Origin of the sequence: Burkholderia sp. RF7-non_BP4, from assembly GCF_001521935.1 — a bacterium.
GTDB lineage: Bacteria > Pseudomonadota > Gammaproteobacteria > Burkholderiales > Burkholderiaceae > Burkholderia > Burkholderia diffusa.
The window spans coordinates 119,390-137,807 of record NZ_LOTA01000031.1 but is presented as its reverse complement, the minus strand read 5'-3'; the positions used below and the strand labels follow the sequence as shown (position 1 = coordinate 137,807).

The window sequence follows — 18,418 nt, the reverse complement described above, 5'->3', positions numbered from 1 at the left end:
ACGAACAACGCATCCCGCCCGCGATCGCGCGGGCGCGGAGTGCCGCATCCACGGAGACAACCATGACATCCGCTTCCCCGGCGCTGGACGCCGATCACGAAACCGACGCGTCGATCGAGCAACGGGCCGTGCGCAAGGCCGCATGGCGCTTCATTCCGCTGCTCGCGCTCGCGTACTTCTTCAACTACCTGGACCGCACGAGCGTCGGGTTCGCCGCGCTGACGATGAACCGCGATCTCGGCCTGACCGCGACGCAGTTCGGCTGGGGCGCGGGGATCATGTTCGCGGGCTATTGCGCGTTCGAAGTGCCGAGCAATCTCGCGCTGTACCGCTTCGGTGCGCGGCGCTGGCTCGCGCGCATCATGATCACGTGGGGGCTGATGGCGGCGGCGACCGCGCTCGCGACGGGGCCGACGAGTTTTTATGCGATCCGGCTGCTGCTCGGCATCGGCGAGGCCGGGTTCTTTCCGGGCGTGATCTTCTTCCTCGCGGTGTGGTTTCCGGCGAGTTACCGCACGCGCGTGCTTGCCTGGTTTACCGTGTCGACACCGCTGTCGTCGCTGATCGGCGGCCCGCTGTCGACCTGGCTGCTGCAGCTCGACGGTGCGCTGGGCCTCGCGGGTTGGAAGTGGATGTTCATCGTCGAAGGGCTGCCCGCGTGCGCGCTCGGCTTTCTCGTCCTGAGGCTGCTGTCGGATTCCCCGGCCACGGCCGCGTGGCTGTCGGACGACGAGCGTGCCGCGCTGCAGCGCGCGTTCGAGCGCGACGGCGCCGCCGCCGGCCGCAAGAAGCGCTTCGGCGTCGCGCTGCGTGACGTGCGCGTCTACGTGCTCGCGCTGATCTCGTTCGGCTTCACGATGGGCTCGTACGGCATCGGCATCTGGCTGCCGCAAATGCTGAAGGCGCACGGGATGTCCACGATGCAGACCGGCTGGCTGTCCGCGGTGCCGTACTTCTTCGCGACGATCGCGTTGCTGTGGTGGGCGAAGCGGGTGGACCGGCGCGGCGGCCCGGTCGCGAACCTGGCGATCGGATTGTTCATCGGCGCGGTGGCGCTCGGCGTGTCGACCCATTTCCTGACGCTCGGGCCCGCGCTCGTCGGCATCACGCTCGCGCTGATCGGCACGATCGCCGGACGCACGATCTTCTATACGCTGCCTTCGCGCTTCCTGTCCGGCCAGGCCGCGGCCGGCGGGCTGGCGCTGATCAATTCGATCGGCGCGCTCGGCGGATTCGCGGGCCCGTATCTCGTCGGCTACCTGAAGGACAGCTTCGGCACCTTCACGGCCGGGATGCTCGGCCTTGCGATCGTCCTGGCGATCACGACGCTGCTCACGCTGTCGCTGTATGCATTCGACCGGAGCGAATGACATGACCATTTCGATCAAACGACGCCGGTTGCTCGGTGCGGCCGCCGCCTCGCTCACGCTGCCCGGGTGCGTCAATACGCGCGCGCCGGCCCAACACGGACCTTCCCGCATGACGACCCAAGGCAACTACCTCGCGGTGCGCAACGACTGGCTCGCATCCGCGCTCGAACCCGCACTCGACCCCGGTCTGCCGATCGTCGATGCGCACCATCACTTCTACGAGCGGCCGGGCTGGATCTACATGCTCGACGACTATCTGCAGGATGCGCGATCCGGCCACAACGTCCAGGCATCCGTCTACATGCAGGCGCTGACGCGCTATCGCGACGCGGGGCCGGCCGAACTGAAGCCGGTCGGCGAGACGGCCTACGTCGCCGGCGTGACGGCGCCGCTGCAACGGAGCGGTCCGGCCGTCGCGAAAGGCATCGTCGGGCATGCCGACCTGCGGCTCGGCGAGCGCGTGCACGACGTGCTCGAAGCGCATGTCGACGCCGGTCGCGGACGCTTTCGCGGCATTCGACACCTGACGACCTGGGATGCCGATCCGTCGCTCGCCAACCCGTTGTCGGCGGTGCCGCGCGGGCTGTTGCTCGATCCCGCGTACCGCGCCGGCGTCGCGCAGCTCGCGCCGCTCGGACTGTCGTACGACGCGTGGCTGTTCTTTCCTCAATTGCCCGAGCTGTTCGATCTGGCGAAGGCGAACCCCGACACGCGGATCGTCGTCAATCACTGCGGCGGCGTCGTGCGGATCGCGAGCTATGCGGACCAGCGGCCGGAAGTGTTCAAGCGATGGTCTGCGTCGATGCGCGAACTGGCGCGGCTGCCGAACGTATTCGTGAAGGTTGGCGGCCTCGGCATGCGGATCAATGGCTTCGAGTTCGAGAAGGGCGCGCGGCCGCCGTCGTCCGAACAGCTCGCCGACGCATGGAAGCCGTGGATGCTCACGTGCATCGAGGCGTTCGGCGCCGAGCGCTGCATGTTCGAGAGCAATTTCCCGGTCGACAAGGGCTCGTATTCGTACGTGAACGGCTGGAACGCGTTCAAGCGGCTGACCGCGCACGCGAGCCCGAGCGAGCGCGATGCGCTGTTCCGCGGGACCGTCACGCACGCGTACCGGCTCGGCTGACGCGTATTGCGTGGTCGCCTCGGGCTAGCCCGTCTCGACCAGCGCGGCCAGCCGGGCGAGCGCCATTTGCCAGCCGGCCTCGTTGTCGGCGGCCGGCACGCCGGGCGGCACACCGTCGTGCACTGCATCGACGCGTGTGCCGCCTGCTTCGTCGGACAGCGTGATCGTGACCGTCATCGCGCCGCGCAGCATCGGATCGTCGGTTTCGAATACGTCGATTTCGACGATCTGCTGGTCCGGCACGAGCGTCACGAAGCGGCCGTGATAGGTGTCGGTGTGCGCGGTGGTCTTGCCGGTGCCGTCCGACGGTTCGTCGTAGCTCAGCGACACGCGCAGCGCGCCGCCTTCGCGCGTGTCGTATGCGTGCACGCGGCACGTCATGCCGTCGGGCACCTTCCATTGTTCGACGGCGTGCGGATCGAGCAGCGCGCGATAGACGCGCCCGCGCGGCGCGTTCAGGTGCCGGCTGACCCGGGTCGAATGCGTGTGCATGTGCAGCATGTGGCCTCCCGCGGAACGCGCACGACGGTGCACGCCGGATGCCGGCGTGTCGTCATGCTTCCTTCAGGAATCCTAGGCGCGCGCGAGGCCGCATGCAATGGCCCGCGCATGCGGCCGCATTCAGCGCAACGCGGCCGCGAATTCGTCGAGCTGCGTGATGCAGATGTTCCAGCCCTCGAAAAAGCCGAGGGCCTCGTGGCGCTCGCGCGTCGCGGCATCAGGATGCATCACGCGCGCTTCGTAGCGGCAGCCGGCGGGGTCGTCGGCCATCGTGATGACGGCCGTGAAGCCCAGCCACGGCACCTGCGGCCGCCAGCCGCCCGTGAGCATCGACGTGAATGCGATTCGCGCTTCCGGCACGATTTCGAGGAAGCAGCCGGGGTTGTCGCTCGTGCCGCCGTCGGGGCCGCGCATGAACGTGTGGAAGGCGCCGCCCGGGCGCAGGTCGAACGCGCGCACTTCGGTGGTCCACGGTTTCGGGCACCACCATTCCTTCAGCAATTCCGGGTCGGTCCATGCGCGCCAGAGTGCCTGGCGCGGCGCGCGCAGCGTGCGCGTGATGACGAGGTCATGGGCTTCGGCGGGGTCGACGTGGCTGGTTGACATGCGCTTGCTCCTCCTGGTGACGGCGTTCGACGAATGCCACGAGGCGATCGGAGCGCGCTTCCCACTGCGCGCGCTGCGCGGCAAGCCACTGTTCGGCTTCCGCCAGCCGGCTGCCGACCAGCTCGCAGGTGCGCGAGCGGCCGGTTTTCCGGGTCGTGACGAGGCCGCTGCGCTCGAGCACCGCGAGATGCTTCATGAACGACGGCAGCGCCATGCCGAACGGCGCGGCCAGTTCCGAAACGGTTCGCCCGCCATTGCCGAGCGCGCCGACGATCGCGCAGCGTGTCGGATCGGCGAGGGCGTGGAATACGTCGCTGATGCCGGGTTGAAAGTTAGCCATGTGGCTAAGCATAGGCGATGCAGCGGGATTTTTCATCGCGTAGCATGATGGGGCGGGAACGCGCGCCGATCGGGCTGGGCGCCGTGTTGCCCGACACCGGCCGGCCGCCGTTGCGCATGCATTGACCGCACGCCGGCATTCCATTCGATCCGGGCGCACGCCGACCGAACGCGTGCCCCACCTGACATACCGGAGAGGGTATGACCGAACCCGTGACCGTGCGCCGCCTCGATGCGGGCGAAGCGCATGCGTGCATCGACGCGCTGGCCGATGTGCTGATCGATTGCGTCGAGGGTGGCGCGTCCGTCAGCTTCATGTTGCCGATCGAGCGCTCGACCGCCGTGGCGTTCTGGACGCGCGTCGCCGACGGCGTCGCGAGCGGCGAGCGCATCCTGCTGGTGGCCGAGGACGCCGCCGGCCGGATCGTCGGCACCGTCCAGGTCGTGACCGCGCAGCCGGAGAACCAGCCGCATCGCGCGGACATCGCGAAGATGCTCGTGTCCCGTCATGCACGCCGGCAGGGGATCGCGGCGCGGCTGATGACGGCTGCCGACGAAGCCGCGCGCGATGCCGGCAAGACCGTGCTCGTGCTCGACACGGTGACGGGCGGCGATGCCGAGCGTCTGTACGAGCGGGCCGGCTGGCAGCGCGTCGGCGTCGTGCCGAACTTCGCGCTGATGCCCGACGGCGCATTGTGCGCGACGACGTATTTTCACAAGCAGCTCGCGTAACCGGGCTGGATGCGATCGCAAGCCGGTTCGCGATCGGCGTGCCTTGCGGCGGAGCGGGCCGCGGGCAGGACGCCGGGCGGACACGAAAATCCGGCCGGCGACGGCGCCGCTCCGATATATTCGTGCTGGAACACGCCACGACCATGCCAACGGAAGGAATCGCCGCCTCGATGAAACGCTCCCATGTCGCCTTCGCCCTCACGGGCCTGCTGGTCGCGGTGCCGATTGCCGCCTACGCGCTCGTCAAGCCGCTGCGCGTCGTCGCGCCCGCGCTGCTTCCCGGCGTGTCGTGCCCCAGCGCGGACATCTGCACGGACGATGCCTCGACGTTCAGCGCAGCGCAGCAGCTCTATCGCGACGGTTATGCGCGCGCGGCGGCGGCCGTGGGCGCGTTTCGCGAGGCCCCGCGCGTCGTGTTCTGCTCGACGCGCGAGTGTGCCGACAAGTTCGGTCTCGGCGAACGCGCGGCACTGACGCTGGGGGATTTCGGCGTGGTCATCGCGCCGCGCGGCTGGCAGACCTACTTTCTCGCGCACGAACTGATTCATCACCGTCAGGCCGAAGTGCTCGGCAACCTCGCGGTCGCGACCAAGCCGCGCTGGCTGATCGAGGGGATGGCGTACGCGCTCAGCGACGATCCGCGTCATCCGCTGACGGAGCCGTTCGAGTCGTGGCGCGCGCGTTTCGGCGCGTGGCATGCGGCGCTGGGCGGAAAGCCGATGTGGGATGCCGCAAGGGCGGTGGAATAGCGCGGGACGCGCGCGCACGGCGGGCGAGCGCGAACCGCGTTGTCGGCGGATGTGTGAAGAGGGGGCGACGCCGCTTGTGCTTCGCCCCTGGAGAGTCAGCCCGTCGCCGCGCGTCGTGCGCGGCGGGCCCGGTCGTCAGACCGTGGTGTCGATGATGCCCGGGATCTTCACGTCCGGGTTCACGTCCGCGTCGTAGTCGACGCCGGCGATCTCGAAGCCGAACAGGCGCAGGAACTCGGTCTTGTAGCCGGCGAAGTCGGTCATCTCGTACAGATTCTCGTTCGTCACCTTGTCCCACATGGCGACGACCTTGGCCTGCACTTGCGGATCGAGCTCCTTGTAGTCCGCGCGCAGGCGGCCTTCGTCGTCGATGTGCGGCGTCGCGCCGTACATGCTGTCCTTCAGGAGCCCGTACACCTGCTCGATGCAGCCTTCGTGCGTGCCCTTTTCCTTCATCACCTTGAACAGCAGCGACAGGTAGAGCGGCATCATCGGGATCGCCGAGCTCGCCTGCGTGACGACGGCCTTCAGCACCGACACGCGGGCATCGCCGCCGTGCGCGGCGAGCTTGTCGCGGATCGACAGCACCTTCTTGTCGAGATCCTTCTTCGCTTCGCCGATCGAGCCGTTCCAGTAGATGTCGTGCGTGATCTGCTCGCCGAGATACGTGAACGCGGTCGTCTTCGCGCCGTCGGCCAGCACGCCGGCTTCAGCGAGCGCGTCGATCCACATCTGCCAGTCCTCGCCGCCCATCACGGCGACGGTGCCGTCGATCTCTTCCTGCGTCGCCGGCTCGAGCGAGACTTCGCGGATCACTTCCTTGTCGGTGTCGAGGCCGCGGAACGTGACCGACTTGCCGACCGGCTTCAGCGTCGAGCTGATCGTTTCGCCCGTCTTCGGATGCGTGCGGCGCGGTGCCGCGAGGCTGTAGACGACCAGGTCGACCTTGCCGAGATCCTGCTTGATGGTGTCGATCGTGATCTGCTTGACCTTGTCGGAGAATGCGTCGCCGTTGATGCTGCGCGCATAGAGCCCCTTTTCCGCGGCGAATTTCTCGAACGCGGCGCTGTTGTACCAGCCGGCGGTGCCCGGCTTCGTTTCGCTGCCGGCACGCTCGAAGAACACGCCCAGCGTGTCCGCGCCCGAGCCGAACGCGGCCGAGATCCGGGCGGCGAGGCCGTAGCCCGTCGACGCGCCGATCACGAGCACCTTCTTCGGGCCGTTGGCGATCGGGCCGTGCGAAGTCACGTAGTCGATCTGTTCCTTGACGTTGGCTTCGCAGCCGACCGGATGTGTCGTCACGCAGATGAAGCCACGCACGCGCGGTTTGATGATCATGAAAACCTCTAGTCAGAAAGGCGCGGACGGCCTGAAATCGGAAAAATCCCGCGCATTGTAATGGAAGCGGGCGGTCAGGGCGGGAAAGGCGGGCGGCGGTGGCATTCGCGGTGGCCCGGGGTCGGATCATCGAGGGCGGCGATTGACGTCGCCGCCAGTTATTTCTCTCTTGACAGAAATAACTGAAAAAAACTAAATTTCCGGACATGGAACTCACACCGATTGCCGAACGATTCATTCTCCACTGGGGCGAAATGGGCTCGCGGTGGGGCGTCAACCGCACCGTCTCGCAGATTCATGCGCTGCTGTACCTGGCCGGAAGGCCGGTCGCGGCCGACGAGATCGCCGAGACGCTCAACGTCGCGCGCTCCAACGTCAGCACGAGCCTGAAGGAACTGCAGGCGTGGCGGCTCGCGAAGGTCGTGCACGTGCTGGGCGATCGCCGCGACCACTTCGAGACGTCGACCGACATCTGGGAACTGTTCAAGCTGATCGTCGAAGGGCGGCGGCAGCGCGAGATCGAACCGACGCTCACGGTGCTGCGCGATTGCCTGACGAGCCCCGAGATCGCCAACGAGAGCCGCGAAACCGAACAGCGCATTCGCGACACGCTGCAGTTCGTCGAGACGCTCACGACCTGGTCGGACGAGATGCTGCGGCTCAAGCCCGACACGCTGATGAAGGCGCTCGGGATCGGCGCGAAGATCAGCCAGACGGTCAGGCGCAAGTCGTCGAAGTAGGCGGCACCGGACATGCGGGCACGCAGCCCGCTTTTTTTGGAATCTGTATTTCTGTCATTACAGAAATAACTGTATATAGAGGATGAAACAATGAACGAAATCGCGCTGTCGATCCGCCGGCATCGAGCATCGCGGAGCGCGACATGAACATCCTCGTCTGCGGCGCGAACGGCTTCATCGGGCGGGCGCTGGGCGCGCGGCTCGAGGCCGGCGGCCATCGCGTGCTGCGCGGCGTGCGGCATGCGGTCGGCCCGCACGACGTCGCGATCGACTTCGCGAAGGATGTCGATGCCGACGCGTGGCTCGCCCGGCTGGATGGCGTCGACGTGGTGATCAATGCGGTCGGGATCCTCGCCGGCCGGCGTGACGAGACGTTCGACACCGTGCATCGCGCGGCGCCCTGCGCGCTCTTCACCGCATGCTGCCGTGCCCGCGTGCGACGCGTGATCCAGATCTCGGCGCTGGGCGTCGAGCGCGGCGACACGCCGTATTTCGCCAGCAAGTACGCGGCCGACACCTTCCTGCAGACGCTGCCGCTCGATTACCGGATCGTGCGTCCGGCGCTCGTCTACGGCACCGCCGGCACGTCCGCCCGGTTCTTCCGGATGCTCGCGAGCCTGCCCGTGCACGTGTTACCTGCGGGCGGCCATCAGCGGCTGCGCCCCGTGCACGTCGACGATCTCGCCGAACTCGTCGCGCGGCTCGTCGATGCGCCGGCGGCCGGCCGCGCCGTCATCGACGCGGTCGGCGGCGATGAAGTCGAGTATCGCGAGATGTTGAGCGTCTATCGCGCCGCGCTGGGCTTTCCGCCGGCGGCGCGCGTGACGCTGCCGGGCCCGCTGGTCGGCGCGGCGGCCGCGCTGCTCGGCACGATGCCGGGCGCGATGCTGACCCGCGACACATGGACGATGCTGCGCGGCGGCAACACCGGCGATCCCGCCGCGCTCGCGGCCGTGCTCGGCCGGCCGCCGCTCGGCCTGCGGGATTTCATCGGCGCGAACGCGAACGCGGCCGCGCTGCGCGGCGATGCGCTCGCGATGTGGCGGCGGCCGCTGCTGCTCGGCGCGCTCGCGATCGTCTGGATCTGGACGGCCATCGTCAGCGCGTTCATTCATCCGCGGCACGACAGCCTCGCGATGCTCGCCCGCGTCCACCTGAGCGGACTGCCCGCGCTGATCGCGCTCTACGGCGCATGCGCGCTGGACTTCGCGTTCGGCGTGGCGACCGTCGCCGCGCCGTCCCGCCGTCTGTGGGCCGCGCAAGGCGCGCTGATCGTCGCGTATTCGGCCGTCATCGCGGTCACGATGCCCGGGCTGCTCGCCGAGCCGTTCGGCCCCGTGCTGAAGAACGTGCCGATTCTCGCGATCCTGTTGATCCTTTTTTCAGAAGAAGAACACGCATGAACATCTATCTCGTGATCAAGACGCTGCATATCCTGTCCTCGGTGCTGATGGTCGGCACGGGCTTCGGCACCGCGTTCTACTTGTTCTTCGCGAACCGCACGCGCTCGGTGCCGGCGATCGCCGCCGTGTCGCGCCTCGTGGTGCGCGCGGACTGGTGGTTCACGACGCCGGCCGTGCTGTTCCAGCCCGCGTCCGGGCTGTGGCTCGCGCACACGGCCGGCTGGCCGTTGACGACGCCGTGGCTCATGGCGTCGATCGTGCTGTATGCGGTCGCGGGCGCGTGCTGGCTGCCGGTCGTGTGGCTGCAGATCGAGCTGGCCGCGATGGCGAAGCTCGCGCATGCGAATGGCGATGCGGAGCTGCCGGCACGCTACTGGCGTTATGCGAAGCGCTGGGAGTTGCTCGGCTATCCGGCGTTCTTCGCTATGTTGAGCGTGTATTTCCTGATGGTGGTCAAGCCGATGTAAGCGCGTTGCCGGCGCACGGGAAAGCAGTCGATCGATTCATGATGCACGCGAAAACACAAGGAGTGCGAATCATGGACTCAGGTGAACTGGTGCTGTACTTCGACGGGCGATGTCCGTTATGTGTCGCGTCGATACAGCGTCTTCGGGCCCGCGACGCGCGACAGCAGCTGGCTTTCGTCGATATCGCCGGGCCGGGCTTCGATCCCGCTCCGCTGGGCGTCGACCTGCCCGCGCTGAATCGGGAGCTGCACGTGCGCCTGCCGGACGGACGCATGCTGACCGGTGTGGACGGCATCCTGGCCGCCCATGCGCTGACCGGGCGAAGCCGGCTCGTCCGGCTGCTTCGCGTGCCGGTCGTGCGCACTGCGCTGGCGCTGCTGTATCGCCGCGTCTCGCGCAACCGGCTTGCCGTCTCGCGCTGGCTCGGCTATCGCGCCGAAGCACCGTGCGACGGGGTGGCGTGCGGTATCGACCGAGCCGCCGAATCCGCAGCGGATCGTCCCGCACGTGATGACGTGCGCCGCATCGTGTTGGCCTGGATGTACGGCGCGGCGATCGCACATCTGCTCGTCGGCATTGCCGTTCCGTGGGTAGCCGGCACGCCATGGTTCGACGCGTATCACAGCGTCATCGAGCGGCATTTCTGGGCGGGAATGGCGCCCGAACCGGCGCGCGCGCAGCAGATCTGGTGGATGGCGCTGATCGGTGCGACGGTGCAATGCGCGTCGGTCTGGATGCTGGCGCTCGTCCACCTCGGTAACCGGCTGCGCCGGCGGGAAGTGTGGGGGTGGCTGCTGGCCGGCCTGTTGATCTGGGCGCCGCAGGACATGCTGTTTTCATTGCAGGCACATGTATGGGGCCACGTCGCGATCGACGCGGCGGCACTCGTCGCGATGGTGCCGCCACTCGTCTGGCTCTGGAGGAGGGACAGCGTATGAACACCTTGCCCGCTTTCGATTGGGCGCTCATCCTGTTGATCGTGCAGGGCGCGATGGGCGCATTCGATACGCTCTATCACCACGAGCTCACGCAGGATCTGCCGCACCGCCCGCGCGCGCGGCTCGAGCTGACGATTCACGCGGTGCGCTCCGTGCTTTACGGTCTCGTGTTCGCGTCGATCGCGAACGTGGCCTTTCACGGTGCCTGGGTCGCGGCCATCGCGGCGGTGGTGGTCGTCGAGGTGGTGCTGACGTTGTGGGATTTCGTCGTCGAGGATCGGAGCCGCAAGCTGCCGGCGACCGAGCGCGTGCTGCACACGCTGCTGGCCGTCAACGGCGGTGCGCTGTTCGGGATGGTCGCGATACAGCTGGCCGCCTGGGCGCACGAGCCGACCGCGCTGCAGGCGCTCGATCTCGGCTGGCGCGGCGGGTTGCTGAGCTTGTTTGCCGTCGGCGTGACGGTATCGGGAATCCGCGACGGGATCGCGGCCTGCCGGATCGCGCGACGCGCGCCGGCCGCCAATCCGTTCGCGGGGCACCCGCCGGGGAACGTGCTCGTCACCGGCGGGACCGGCTTCATCGGCGAAACCCTCGTGAACGGGCTGCTCGATGCAGGGCATACGGTCACGTTGCTGGCACGTGATCCGCTGCGCGCGGCCTACCAGTTTCACGGCCGTGTGCGCAGCGTGACGTCCGTCGAGCAGTTGCAGCCGCATGAGCGTTTCGACACGATCATCAATCTCGCGGGGGCGCCGGTGCTCGGCGCGCGCTGGAGCAAACGCCGGCGGGCATTGCTGCTCGCCAGCCGGGTTGGCGTCACGGAATCGCTGATGCGCTGGGTCGAGACCGCCGAGGTCAAGCCGCGCACGTGGATCCAGGCGTCGGCGATCGGCTACTACGGCGTGCGTCCTTCCGACGAGCCGCTCGACGAGAGCAGCAGCGCCGGCACCGGCTTCATGTCCGAGCTGTGCCGGCAGTGGGAGCAGTCCGCGCAGGCGCTCGAGCGTCACGGCGTTCGCTCGGTGGTGCTGCGGCTGGGCCTCGTGTTCGGCCCCGGCGGCGCGTTGCGCGCGATGCTGCTGCCGCATTACTTCGGGGTGGGCGGGCGATTCGGCGACGGCACGCAGGTAATGAGCTGGATCCACCGGGACGACGTGCTGCGAATCATCGCGCGCGCGATGGGGAATTCGGGCATGCACGGCGTCTACAACGCGGTCGCACCCGCGCCGTTGACCCAGCGCGAGTTCGTGCAGGTCGTGTCGAAGGTGCTGCACCGCCCGGCCTGGCTGCACGTGCCGGCCGCGCCGCTGCGCGTCGCGATGGGAGAGATGGCCGCGCTGCTGCTGGATGGGCAGCGGGTGATGTCGGCGCGGCTGTATCAGGACGGATTCGTGTTCCGGTTCCCGACGGCCGAGCATGCGCTGCGTGACCTGACGGATCGGCCGCACGCGGATTTTCCGCGTACGGCATGTCGTTTGCCGGGTGGTCGTGTATAAACTCGACGGGAGCGCGTTCGGGCCGTTTCGCGCGTTCCGAACGCTTCGCATTCGACCTCACAAGGAGCCTGCATGCTGCACATCCTCGGCAAGATCCCGTCCATCAACGTCCGCAAGGTGCTGTGGCTGTGCACCGAACTCAACCTGCCGTTCGAACAGGAAGACTGGGGCGCGGGCTTTCGCACGACCAACGATCCGACCTACCTCGCGCTGAATCCGAACGGCCTCGTGCCGGTGATCAAGGACGACGACTTCGTGCTGTGGGAGTCGAACACGATCATCCGCTATCTCGCGAACCGCTATGGCGGCGACGCGCTCTATCCGGCCGAGCCGCGCGCACGTGCGCGGGTCGATCAGTGGATCGACTGGCAGGGCACGGACCTGAACCGTTCGTGGGTCGGCGCGTTCCTCGGCCTCGTACGCAAGTCGCCCGATCACCAGGACCCGGCGGCGATCGCGCAGTCGATCGCGGGCTGGACGAAGCACATGCAGATCCTGAACGCGCAGCTCGAAGCGACCGGCGCGTTCGTGGCCGGCGACCACTTCACGCTCGCCGACATTCCGATCGGCCTGTCGGTGAACCGCTGGTTCGGCACGCCGTTCGAGCACCCGGATTTCCCGGCGGTGAAGCGCTACATCGAGCGTCTGGCGACGCGCGAGGGCTTCAAGCAGTATGCGGGCAGCGCGAACCCGTAACGCATTGCATGTCGCGCGCGATGCGGCGGCTTGATCGCAGCCGCATCGCTGTCTCCCCGCGGCACGTCACGTGCCGGACGCCGGTACGGCCTCGAGCACGCGCGCGAGAAACGCCTCGTGATTCCATGCGGATTCCGGCCGCGACACGCCGAGCCGCACGACCACCAGCTCGCGGCTCGGCACCACGCTCACGAACTGGCCTTCATGGCCGACCGCATGAAACGCATCGGCGGGCAGCGTGCGCGCGTGCGGATCGCGATCGTTGAACGGCTCCGGCACCTTGACCCACAGATGCGCGCCGAATTCTCCGCGCGTCGACAGCGGCGTCGCGCGCGTCAGGTAGCGCACCCAGCCTTCCGGCAGCCGCCGCTGCCCGTCCCACACCCCGTCCTGCAGCAGAAGCTGCCCGAAGCGCGCCCAGTCGCGCGCGCTCGCATACATGAACGACGCGCTGCCGAGCGTGCCGGCCGCATCCGGCTCGAACACCGCGCTGCGCATCCCGAGCGGCGCGAACAGCGCGCGGCGCGGAAACGCGAGGTAGTCGCTCTCGGTGCCGCCCATCGCCTCGCGCATCACGCGCGCGACGATCGCGCTCGTGCCGCTCGAGTAGTACCACTGCGTGCCGGGCTGCGCGGCGAGCGGCTTGGCCGACGCGAAGCGCGCGGTGTCCGGCTGCGTGAATAGCATCACGGCGACGTCGGACAGCGGGTCGTCGTAGTCCTCGTTGAATTGCAGGCCGCTCGTCATCCGCAGCAGCTCGTCGAACGTGATCGCCGCGCGCGGGTCGCCGCCGTCGCGCCATTCGGGCAGCAGCGCCGACGCGTCCGGCGACAGCTTGTGCTGCGCGACGAGCACGCCGGCCAGCGCGGCCGTCACGGTCTTCGTCATCGACCAGCCGGGTAGCGGCGTATCGGCGGTGAAGCCGGGCGCATAGCGTTCGGCGACGATCTGGCCGCGCCACATCACGACGACCGCGCGGGTCCGCCGCGGCCGCGCCGGATCGGGTTCGTCGAACGCGCGGTCGAGCGCGGTCTGCAGCTTGCGAGCGTCGATGCCGGCGGGCGGTGCGGCCGGCGCCGCCGCCTGCGCGGGTGGCGGATCGGAGACGGGCGGCAGCGCGGCCGGCAGCACGCCGGGCGACGGCCCGAGCGCGAGCGTGCAGCCGAGCCCGGGGCGAAAGTCCGCCTCGCGTTGCGCGAACCCGGCGAACGTTGCGACGGCGCGATGATGCTCCGGATCGATCGACGGGCGCACCAGTTTCAGCAGCGGGTGCACGCCGGCCATGATGTCGACGTCGATCACCGACGCGGCCGGGCGTCCCGACACGAACACGCCGGAACACAGCGCCTTCGCGGCATAACCCGTCGCGATCGGGGCCAGCCGCGACAGCATGTAGCCGGTGTAGCCGGCCGCGGCGACGAGCGCGACGGCGGTACCGCGCAGGATCAGCGATTTGAAGGGGATCGTCATGCGCGAGCGTCCTCGGTGGCGTGCCGGCCGGCAACGATCCGGCAGTGTCGCAGGTTCGGGCGAGCGGTGGCAATCGCGGGGGTGGCGACGCCGGGCGGCGTCGATCAGGCGGCATGGTGCCCGGCGTGTGCGAATCGCATGTGTCGATCGCGCAGGGGCGAACGGGCCGCAGTCGGCCCGTCCACGCGGTGCGTCATTGCGCGTTGTCGTTGTCCGAACGCAGTGTCCAGATCGTCGCGGTATTCGTGTTGTCGTCGACGGCCGCGAATTCCGGCTGGCCCTTGCTGCCGTGCCCGAACGCGAGGCCGAAGGCCGCTCCCGGCACGGTGTCGACCTGCATCTGCGCGACGAAGTGTCCGGTCACCGTGAATTCGACGATCTCGCTCGGTTGCAGCGGGTCGGGATTGACCGCGTCGCCGTTGGCGGTCACGAGATGGCCGTTCGGCGCGAGCGCCAGTGCGAGCGGGCCGTGCAGGTGCGCCGCGTCGAAGTAGATCATCCGTCCGACGCCGGCGTTGCGATTCGTCGACGCGGCGTTCTGGATCGCGAACACCGCGTTGTCGCCGGTGGACGCGACGTACAGCACGTCGATGTTCGGATCGTACGCGAGGCCGGTCGGGCCGACCACCAGCGCGTTGGGATCGGTCCGGTTCACGTAGCCCGACGCGATGATGCGCGAGCCCGGCAGCATCCTGACGCCGTTGTTGTCGATCGCCAGTTCGATCCGCGCGACGGTCCCGTTCAGCACGTTCGACACGAACGCGGTCACGCGCTGTCCGCGGTCGATCACGGTCATGTCCCACGGTCCGTCGAGCAGCGTGCTGCTCGACAGTTGCGTGACGAGATTGCCTTGCGGACCGATGACGAGCAGCGAGCCCGGGGGCACGACCGTCTTGCCGTCCGGCGCGGGGACGTTGCCGACCAGCACGAAGCCGCTGCGCAGCACCGCGAGCGCGGTCGTCAGGCCGAGATTGCTGCCCTGGAAGAAGGTCGTCGGCGTCTTGCCGGGCGACAGCTTCACGACCGTCGTGCCGGTGCCTTGCGCGTTCGACGCCGCGTTGAAGTTGGACACGACGACGTCGCCCGGTTTGAGCGTGCTCCAGCTCGGCACGCCGCGCGGCACGAAGGCGATGCCGTACGGATTGACGTCGCCGTTGGCGGGCACGGTCGACGCGGTGACCGACGAGACCGGCAGGATGACGTCGTTGCCGCCGGCCCACGCGAACGCCGACGACAACGCGACGAGCCCGGCGCCGCAAGCCGCGCGGCATAGCGTGCGCGCCATCGTGCGGCAGGCGTGGGCGAGGAGCGGCGGGTGAATGGCGAGGGCGGGGGAACGACAGGAGGGGAGAGGATCCATGGCATGACTCCGGTTGGTGATCGCGAGCAGTCATCCCGGCTGCCGGCCCTGCGCAGCTGGCGGATGTCCGGTGCGGATCCGCAGTCTTGCCGTGCGAATCCGCACTCGGAATAAACGAATGGCGACGGCCGGATATTCCATCCGGCGAGCGACACGACGTGCGAGCCGGCGTGCATTGTTCACCGCGATCGCGACACGGCCTGACAAGTTGAAATCCGACCCGCCGTCGGCCGATAATCGTCCGGCATCGTTCCCAGTCAAACCGCAATCGCCAAATCGGAAAACGCCATGTCCTACGACAACAACAACCCGTTCGCCCGGATCCTGCGCGGCGAACTGCCGTGCGTGAAGGTCGCCGAAGACGACGCCACGCTCGCGATCATGGATCTCATGCCGCAGGCCGACGGTCACGTGCTCGTGATCCCGAAGGAGCCGGGCGCGCAGATCTTCGAGCTGTCCGGCGACGCGGCGGCGGCCGGCATCCGCATGACGCAGCGCGTCGCGGCGGCCGTGCGCGCGGCGCTCGGGCCGGACGGCGTGTTCATCGGTCAGTTCAACGGCGCGGCGGCGGGCCAGACGGTCCCGCACGTGCATTTCCACGTGATTCCGCGCTGGGAAGGCGTCGACCTGCGGATGCACGCGCGCGACATCGCCGACGCGGCCACGCTCGAATCGCTCGCCGAGCGCATCCGCGCGCATTTCGTGTAACGCCTGTACGGCTCGTGATTCGGGCGGCGCCAGCGGGCGCGTGCGGCGACGCCGTTCGCGCCTGTTTCAGCGGTCACACCACGTAACACGTGTAACCGCTCGCGAAACTCGTCCTGGCGGCGCCGGCGCTAGACTCCGCGCATTCGCATTGCCGCATCGAGCGACAGGAAAGGCCGGTCGCCTCTTCTTCGTGCCAGCCGTTACGGGTTGCGACGGCACGGCTTTCGCGCGATGCGACGTGTCCTCTTCGCCGGGAATCGAGCCATGTACAAAGTTCTCATCACGTTTGCGCTGATCGGCGGCCTGTCCGGCTGCTATGTCGCGCCGCCTTACGGCTACGCGCCCGCGCCGGTCTATTACGGCTATGCGCCGGCCTATTACGCACCGCCCGTCAGCGTCGGGATCGGCGGCAACTTCCGCATTCGCTGACCGGACGGCGGTCGCGGGCACAGCCCGCGCGCCGATCGAGCGCGTCGTTCGACGCGCCGCCGCCGCTTCTCGCAGGGAAAACGCGCGCGCCGCATGACGGTGCGCGTGCGCATCGCCCGCCCGGGTTCCTATACTTCACAGGAAAGCCCACTCCGGCGAGGCAAGCCATGGCCGTTACGCGCAAGTTCGCAATCGTTGCGAGCGTCTCCACGCTCGTCTATCTCGGGCTTGCCGTGCTCGGCATCGGCGGGTTCGCCGCCTTCTTCTCGCATCCGCCACTGATCGCCATTGCCGTCGCGACGCTCGCGCTTGCCGTCGTCGCGATGTTTACCGAAGGCAACCTGAGCGCCGGCGAACGCGAGAACCGCGACAACCGCTGGGTGCTCGCGGCCTTCGGCGCGAGCGGATTCCTGCTCGCGTATTTGCCGGCGCTGACCGACCGGCTCGACGTGTGGACCTTCGGCGGCGACACGGTGCGCTGGATCGGCGTCGCGCTGTACGTCGCGGGCGGCGTGCTGCGTCTCTGGCCCGTGTTCGTGCTCGGCAAGCGCTTCAGCGGGCTCGTCGCGATCCAGCCGGGCCACACGCTGGTGACGGACGGCATCTACAGCAGGATCCGCAACCCGAGCTATCTCGGCCTGCTCGTCAATGCGGCCGGCTGGGCGTTGGCGTTCCGCTCGGGCGTCGGGCTGCTGCTCGTCGCGTTGACGTTGATTCCGCTCGTCGCGCGGATCCGTTCCGAGGAAGCGCTGCTGCGCACGCAATTCGGCGCCGAATACGACGCGTACTGCGCGCACACCTGGCGGCTGATTCCGGGCGTGTACTGACCCTCGTCTGGCCCGAACGAACAAGCCAAATTCCACCGGCTCGCGGCATGCCGCCGATGTGTTGCCACGTGTGTCCGAACCCGCGCGACGGGCACGTTCCGCATCGCCGAAAAACAGAGCTTGACCATGGCCGGAGCCCATGCCGGCGGGCGTTCCCGGCAGTTTCCGGCAAGCTTTTCCGGTCCGCTTTCGGTAAACAACTTGTTACCAGAATGTCGACGGCAAGCAGGCTCGACCGGTGCTATTCTTCGCCGCAAGCTCATTGAAATGAATTGGTCCGGGATTCGGCACAATGCCGGCATCGACGTCGATCGATTCAGATCGTCGTATCGAGCGGACCTTCGATAACCAGATTGCGAACAAGGAAGAATACGGGAATGTGGAAGAAAATCGCCCCCGCTCTCGTCGTCGCCGTGCTGACCGGCGCGACCGCAGTGCCGGCATTGGCCGGTGACATGAACAACGCGCTCGGCGGCGCGCTCGGCGGGGTTGCCGGCGCAGCGGTCGGCGGCGCGGTCGGCGGCAGCACCGGCTCCGTGATCGGTGGCGCGATCGGCGGCGGCGCGGGTGGCGCCGTGACGTCGAACCGTCGCGAGCGCACCGGCGCGATCATCGGCGGCGCACTCGGTGGCGGCGCGGGTACCGCGGCCGGCAACGCGATGGGCGGCCGCACGGGCGGCCTGCTGGGCGCGGCCGTCGGCGGCGGCGCCGGCGCGGCGCTCGGCGGCAACCTGTCGCGCAACTCGTACGATCGCGGCGGCGATTATGGCGATCGCGGCCATCGTCACCGCAAGCATCGTCATCACCGCGACTGGGACTGATCGCCGCGGGCGCGGCACGGTGCGCGGCCTGCGCACCGGCGCGCCCGACGCGTCGGCACCCGATCCGACAGCCGGCCCGGCGGCCTCAGCCGGGCCGCCATCGCCGGCAAGACCGGCGGCCTTCACCCCCTTCGGCAGTTCATGCCCGGCCCCGCTCGACGGGTTGGCACGCTCTCTCCCGCTTCACCTTTCCCGCTTATAGACGACATCGCCAGTTGCATCGACATGCAACCGCGCAGGGTCGGCCCTCCCCATTTCGCCATCGCCGATCGACGGGTTGCCGTCCGGTCATCAGGATTTCC

20 protein-coding genes are annotated in these 18,418 nt (G+C 68.4%); 14 read left to right on the top strand and 6 right to left on the bottom strand.

All coding sequences use genetic code 11. The annotated features are described in order from the left end of the window. The first annotated feature begins 62 nt into the window (after nt 1-62). Together WS49_RS12780 and WS49_RS12775 are read left to right on the top strand one after the other, a co-directional pair. Nucleotides 63-1,370 carry an MFS transporter gene (locus WS49_RS12780; RefSeq protein ID WP_059528679.1) on the top strand — a complete coding sequence of 436 codons (1,308 nt, stop codon included), beginning with the start codon at nt 63-65 and terminating at the stop codon, nt 1,368-1,370. A 1-nt stretch (nt 1,371) separates the two neighbouring features. Continuing rightward, the gene (locus tag WS49_RS12775) at nt 1,372-2,496 is read left to right on the top strand and encodes an amidohydrolase family protein (protein WP_059528678.1); all 1,125 of its coding nucleotides are present in this window, start codon (nt 1,372-1,374) and stop codon (nt 2,494-2,496) included. 24 nt (nt 2,497-2,520) lie between these two features. On the opposite strand, the gene WS49_RS12770 is transcribed toward WS49_RS12775, so the two are convergent. From WS49_RS12770 to WS49_RS12760, 3 genes are all read right to left on the bottom strand, one after another. Continuing rightward, a complete protein-coding gene (locus WS49_RS12770; RefSeq protein ID WP_059528677.1) occupies nt 2,521-2,997 on the bottom strand; it encodes an SRPBCC family protein in 477 nt (158 codons plus the stop codon). A 120-nt stretch (nt 2,998-3,117) separates the two neighbouring features. Beyond that, nucleotides 3,118-3,603, bottom strand: coding sequence for an SRPBCC family protein (locus tag WS49_RS12765; RefSeq protein ID WP_059528676.1), 486 nt, complete (start codon nt 3,601-3,603; stop codon nt 3,118-3,120). Continuing rightward, nucleotides 3,566-3,943 (bottom strand): ArsR/SmtB family transcription factor, encoded by a 378-nt coding sequence (locus tag WS49_RS12760; protein ID WP_059528673.1) that lies wholly within the window; start codon nt 3,941-3,943, stop codon nt 3,566-3,568. Before WS49_RS12760 ends, WS49_RS12765 begins: the two co-directional genes overlap by 38 nt. A 200-nt stretch (nt 3,944-4,143) precedes the next feature. Here WS49_RS12760 and WS49_RS12755 point away from each other — a divergent pair, with 200 nt between their 5' ends. Then, nucleotides 4,144-4,674 (top strand): GNAT family N-acetyltransferase, encoded by a 531-nt coding sequence (locus WS49_RS12755; protein WP_059528670.1) that lies wholly within the window; start codon nt 4,144-4,146, stop codon nt 4,672-4,674. Between the two features lie 170 nt (nt 4,675-4,844). Continuing rightward, complete coding sequence (locus WS49_RS12750) at nt 4,845-5,423, top strand: hypothetical protein (protein WP_059529105.1); 579 nt, start codon at nt 4,845-4,847, stop codon at nt 5,421-5,423. A gap of 135 nt (nt 5,424-5,558) precedes the next feature. Here WS49_RS12750 and fabV read toward each other — a convergent pair whose 3' ends face one another. Then, nucleotides 5,559-6,761 (bottom strand): enoyl-ACP reductase FabV, encoded by a 1,203-nt coding sequence (gene fabV, locus WS49_RS12745; protein ID WP_059467255.1) that lies wholly within the window; start codon nt 6,759-6,761, stop codon nt 5,559-5,561. A gap of 206 nt (nt 6,762-6,967) precedes the next feature. Between fabV and WS49_RS12740 the strand changes: the two genes are divergently transcribed. The 6 genes from WS49_RS12740 (at nt 6,968) to WS49_RS12715 (ending at nt 12,501) form a co-directional block, all read left to right on the top strand. After that, a complete protein-coding gene (locus WS49_RS12740) occupies nt 6,968-7,501 on the top strand; it encodes a GbsR/MarR family transcriptional regulator (protein ID WP_047902276.1) in 534 nt (177 codons plus the stop codon). A 143-nt stretch (nt 7,502-7,644) separates the two neighbouring features. Further along, complete coding sequence (locus tag WS49_RS12735; protein WP_059528667.1) at nt 7,645-8,904, top strand: SDR family oxidoreductase; 1,260 nt, start codon at nt 7,645-7,647, stop codon at nt 8,902-8,904. After that, entirely contained in the window at nt 8,901-9,371 is a 471-nt protein-coding gene (locus tag WS49_RS12730) for a DUF2269 family protein (RefSeq protein WP_059528664.1), read from the top strand. The genes WS49_RS12735 and WS49_RS12730 overlap by 4 nt, the downstream gene beginning before the upstream one ends. Nucleotides 9,372-9,442: 71 nt before the next feature. Further along, entirely contained in the window at nt 9,443-10,309 is an 867-nt protein-coding gene (locus WS49_RS12725) for a thiol-disulfide oxidoreductase DCC family protein (RefSeq protein WP_059528661.1), read from the top strand. Then, entirely contained in the window at nt 10,306-11,805 is a 1,500-nt protein-coding gene (locus WS49_RS12720; protein WP_059528658.1) for a TIGR01777 family oxidoreductase, read from the top strand. The genes WS49_RS12725 and WS49_RS12720 overlap by 4 nt, the downstream gene beginning before the upstream one ends. A gap of 72 nt (nt 11,806-11,877) precedes the next feature. Continuing rightward, complete coding sequence (locus WS49_RS12715) at nt 11,878-12,501, top strand: glutathione S-transferase family protein (RefSeq protein ID WP_059528655.1); 624 nt, start codon at nt 11,878-11,880, stop codon at nt 12,499-12,501. Between the two features lie 66 nt (nt 12,502-12,567). Here WS49_RS12715 and WS49_RS12710 read toward each other — a convergent pair whose 3' ends face one another. Together WS49_RS12710 and WS49_RS12705 are read right to left on the bottom strand one after the other, a co-directional pair. Continuing rightward, a complete protein-coding gene (locus tag WS49_RS12710) occupies nt 12,568-13,971 on the bottom strand; it encodes a serine hydrolase domain-containing protein (protein WP_059528652.1) in 1,404 nt (467 codons plus the stop codon). Nucleotides 13,972-14,164: 193 nt separating this feature from the next. Further along, the gene (locus tag WS49_RS12705; protein WP_179949261.1) at nt 14,165-15,331 is read right to left on the bottom strand and encodes a hypothetical protein; all 1,167 of its coding nucleotides are present in this window, start codon (nt 15,329-15,331) and stop codon (nt 14,165-14,167) included. 288 nt (nt 15,332-15,619) lie between these two features. Here WS49_RS12705 and WS49_RS12700 point away from each other — a divergent pair, with 288 nt between their 5' ends. The 4 genes from WS49_RS12700 to WS49_RS12690 all read left to right on the top strand — a co-directional run bounded on the left by WS49_RS12700 (nt 15,620) and on the right by WS49_RS12690 (nt 18,116). Beyond that, entirely contained in the window at nt 15,620-16,039 is a 420-nt protein-coding gene (locus WS49_RS12700; RefSeq protein ID WP_059528649.1) for an HIT family protein, read from the top strand. A gap of 264 nt (nt 16,040-16,303) precedes the next feature. Then, complete coding sequence (locus WS49_RS35615; RefSeq protein WP_175908542.1) at nt 16,304-16,468, top strand: hypothetical protein; 165 nt, start codon at nt 16,304-16,306, stop codon at nt 16,466-16,468. A 167-nt stretch (nt 16,469-16,635) separates the two neighbouring features. Further along, nucleotides 16,636-17,295: a methyltransferase family protein gene (locus WS49_RS12695; RefSeq protein ID WP_059528646.1), complete on the top strand. Its 660-nt coding sequence runs from the start codon at nt 16,636-16,638 to the stop codon at nt 17,293-17,295. 377 nt (nt 17,296-17,672) lie between these two features. After that, entirely contained in the window at nt 17,673-18,116 is a 444-nt protein-coding gene (locus WS49_RS12690) for a hypothetical protein (protein ID WP_059528642.1), read from the top strand. Nucleotides 18,117-18,418: the final 302 nt, after the last annotated feature.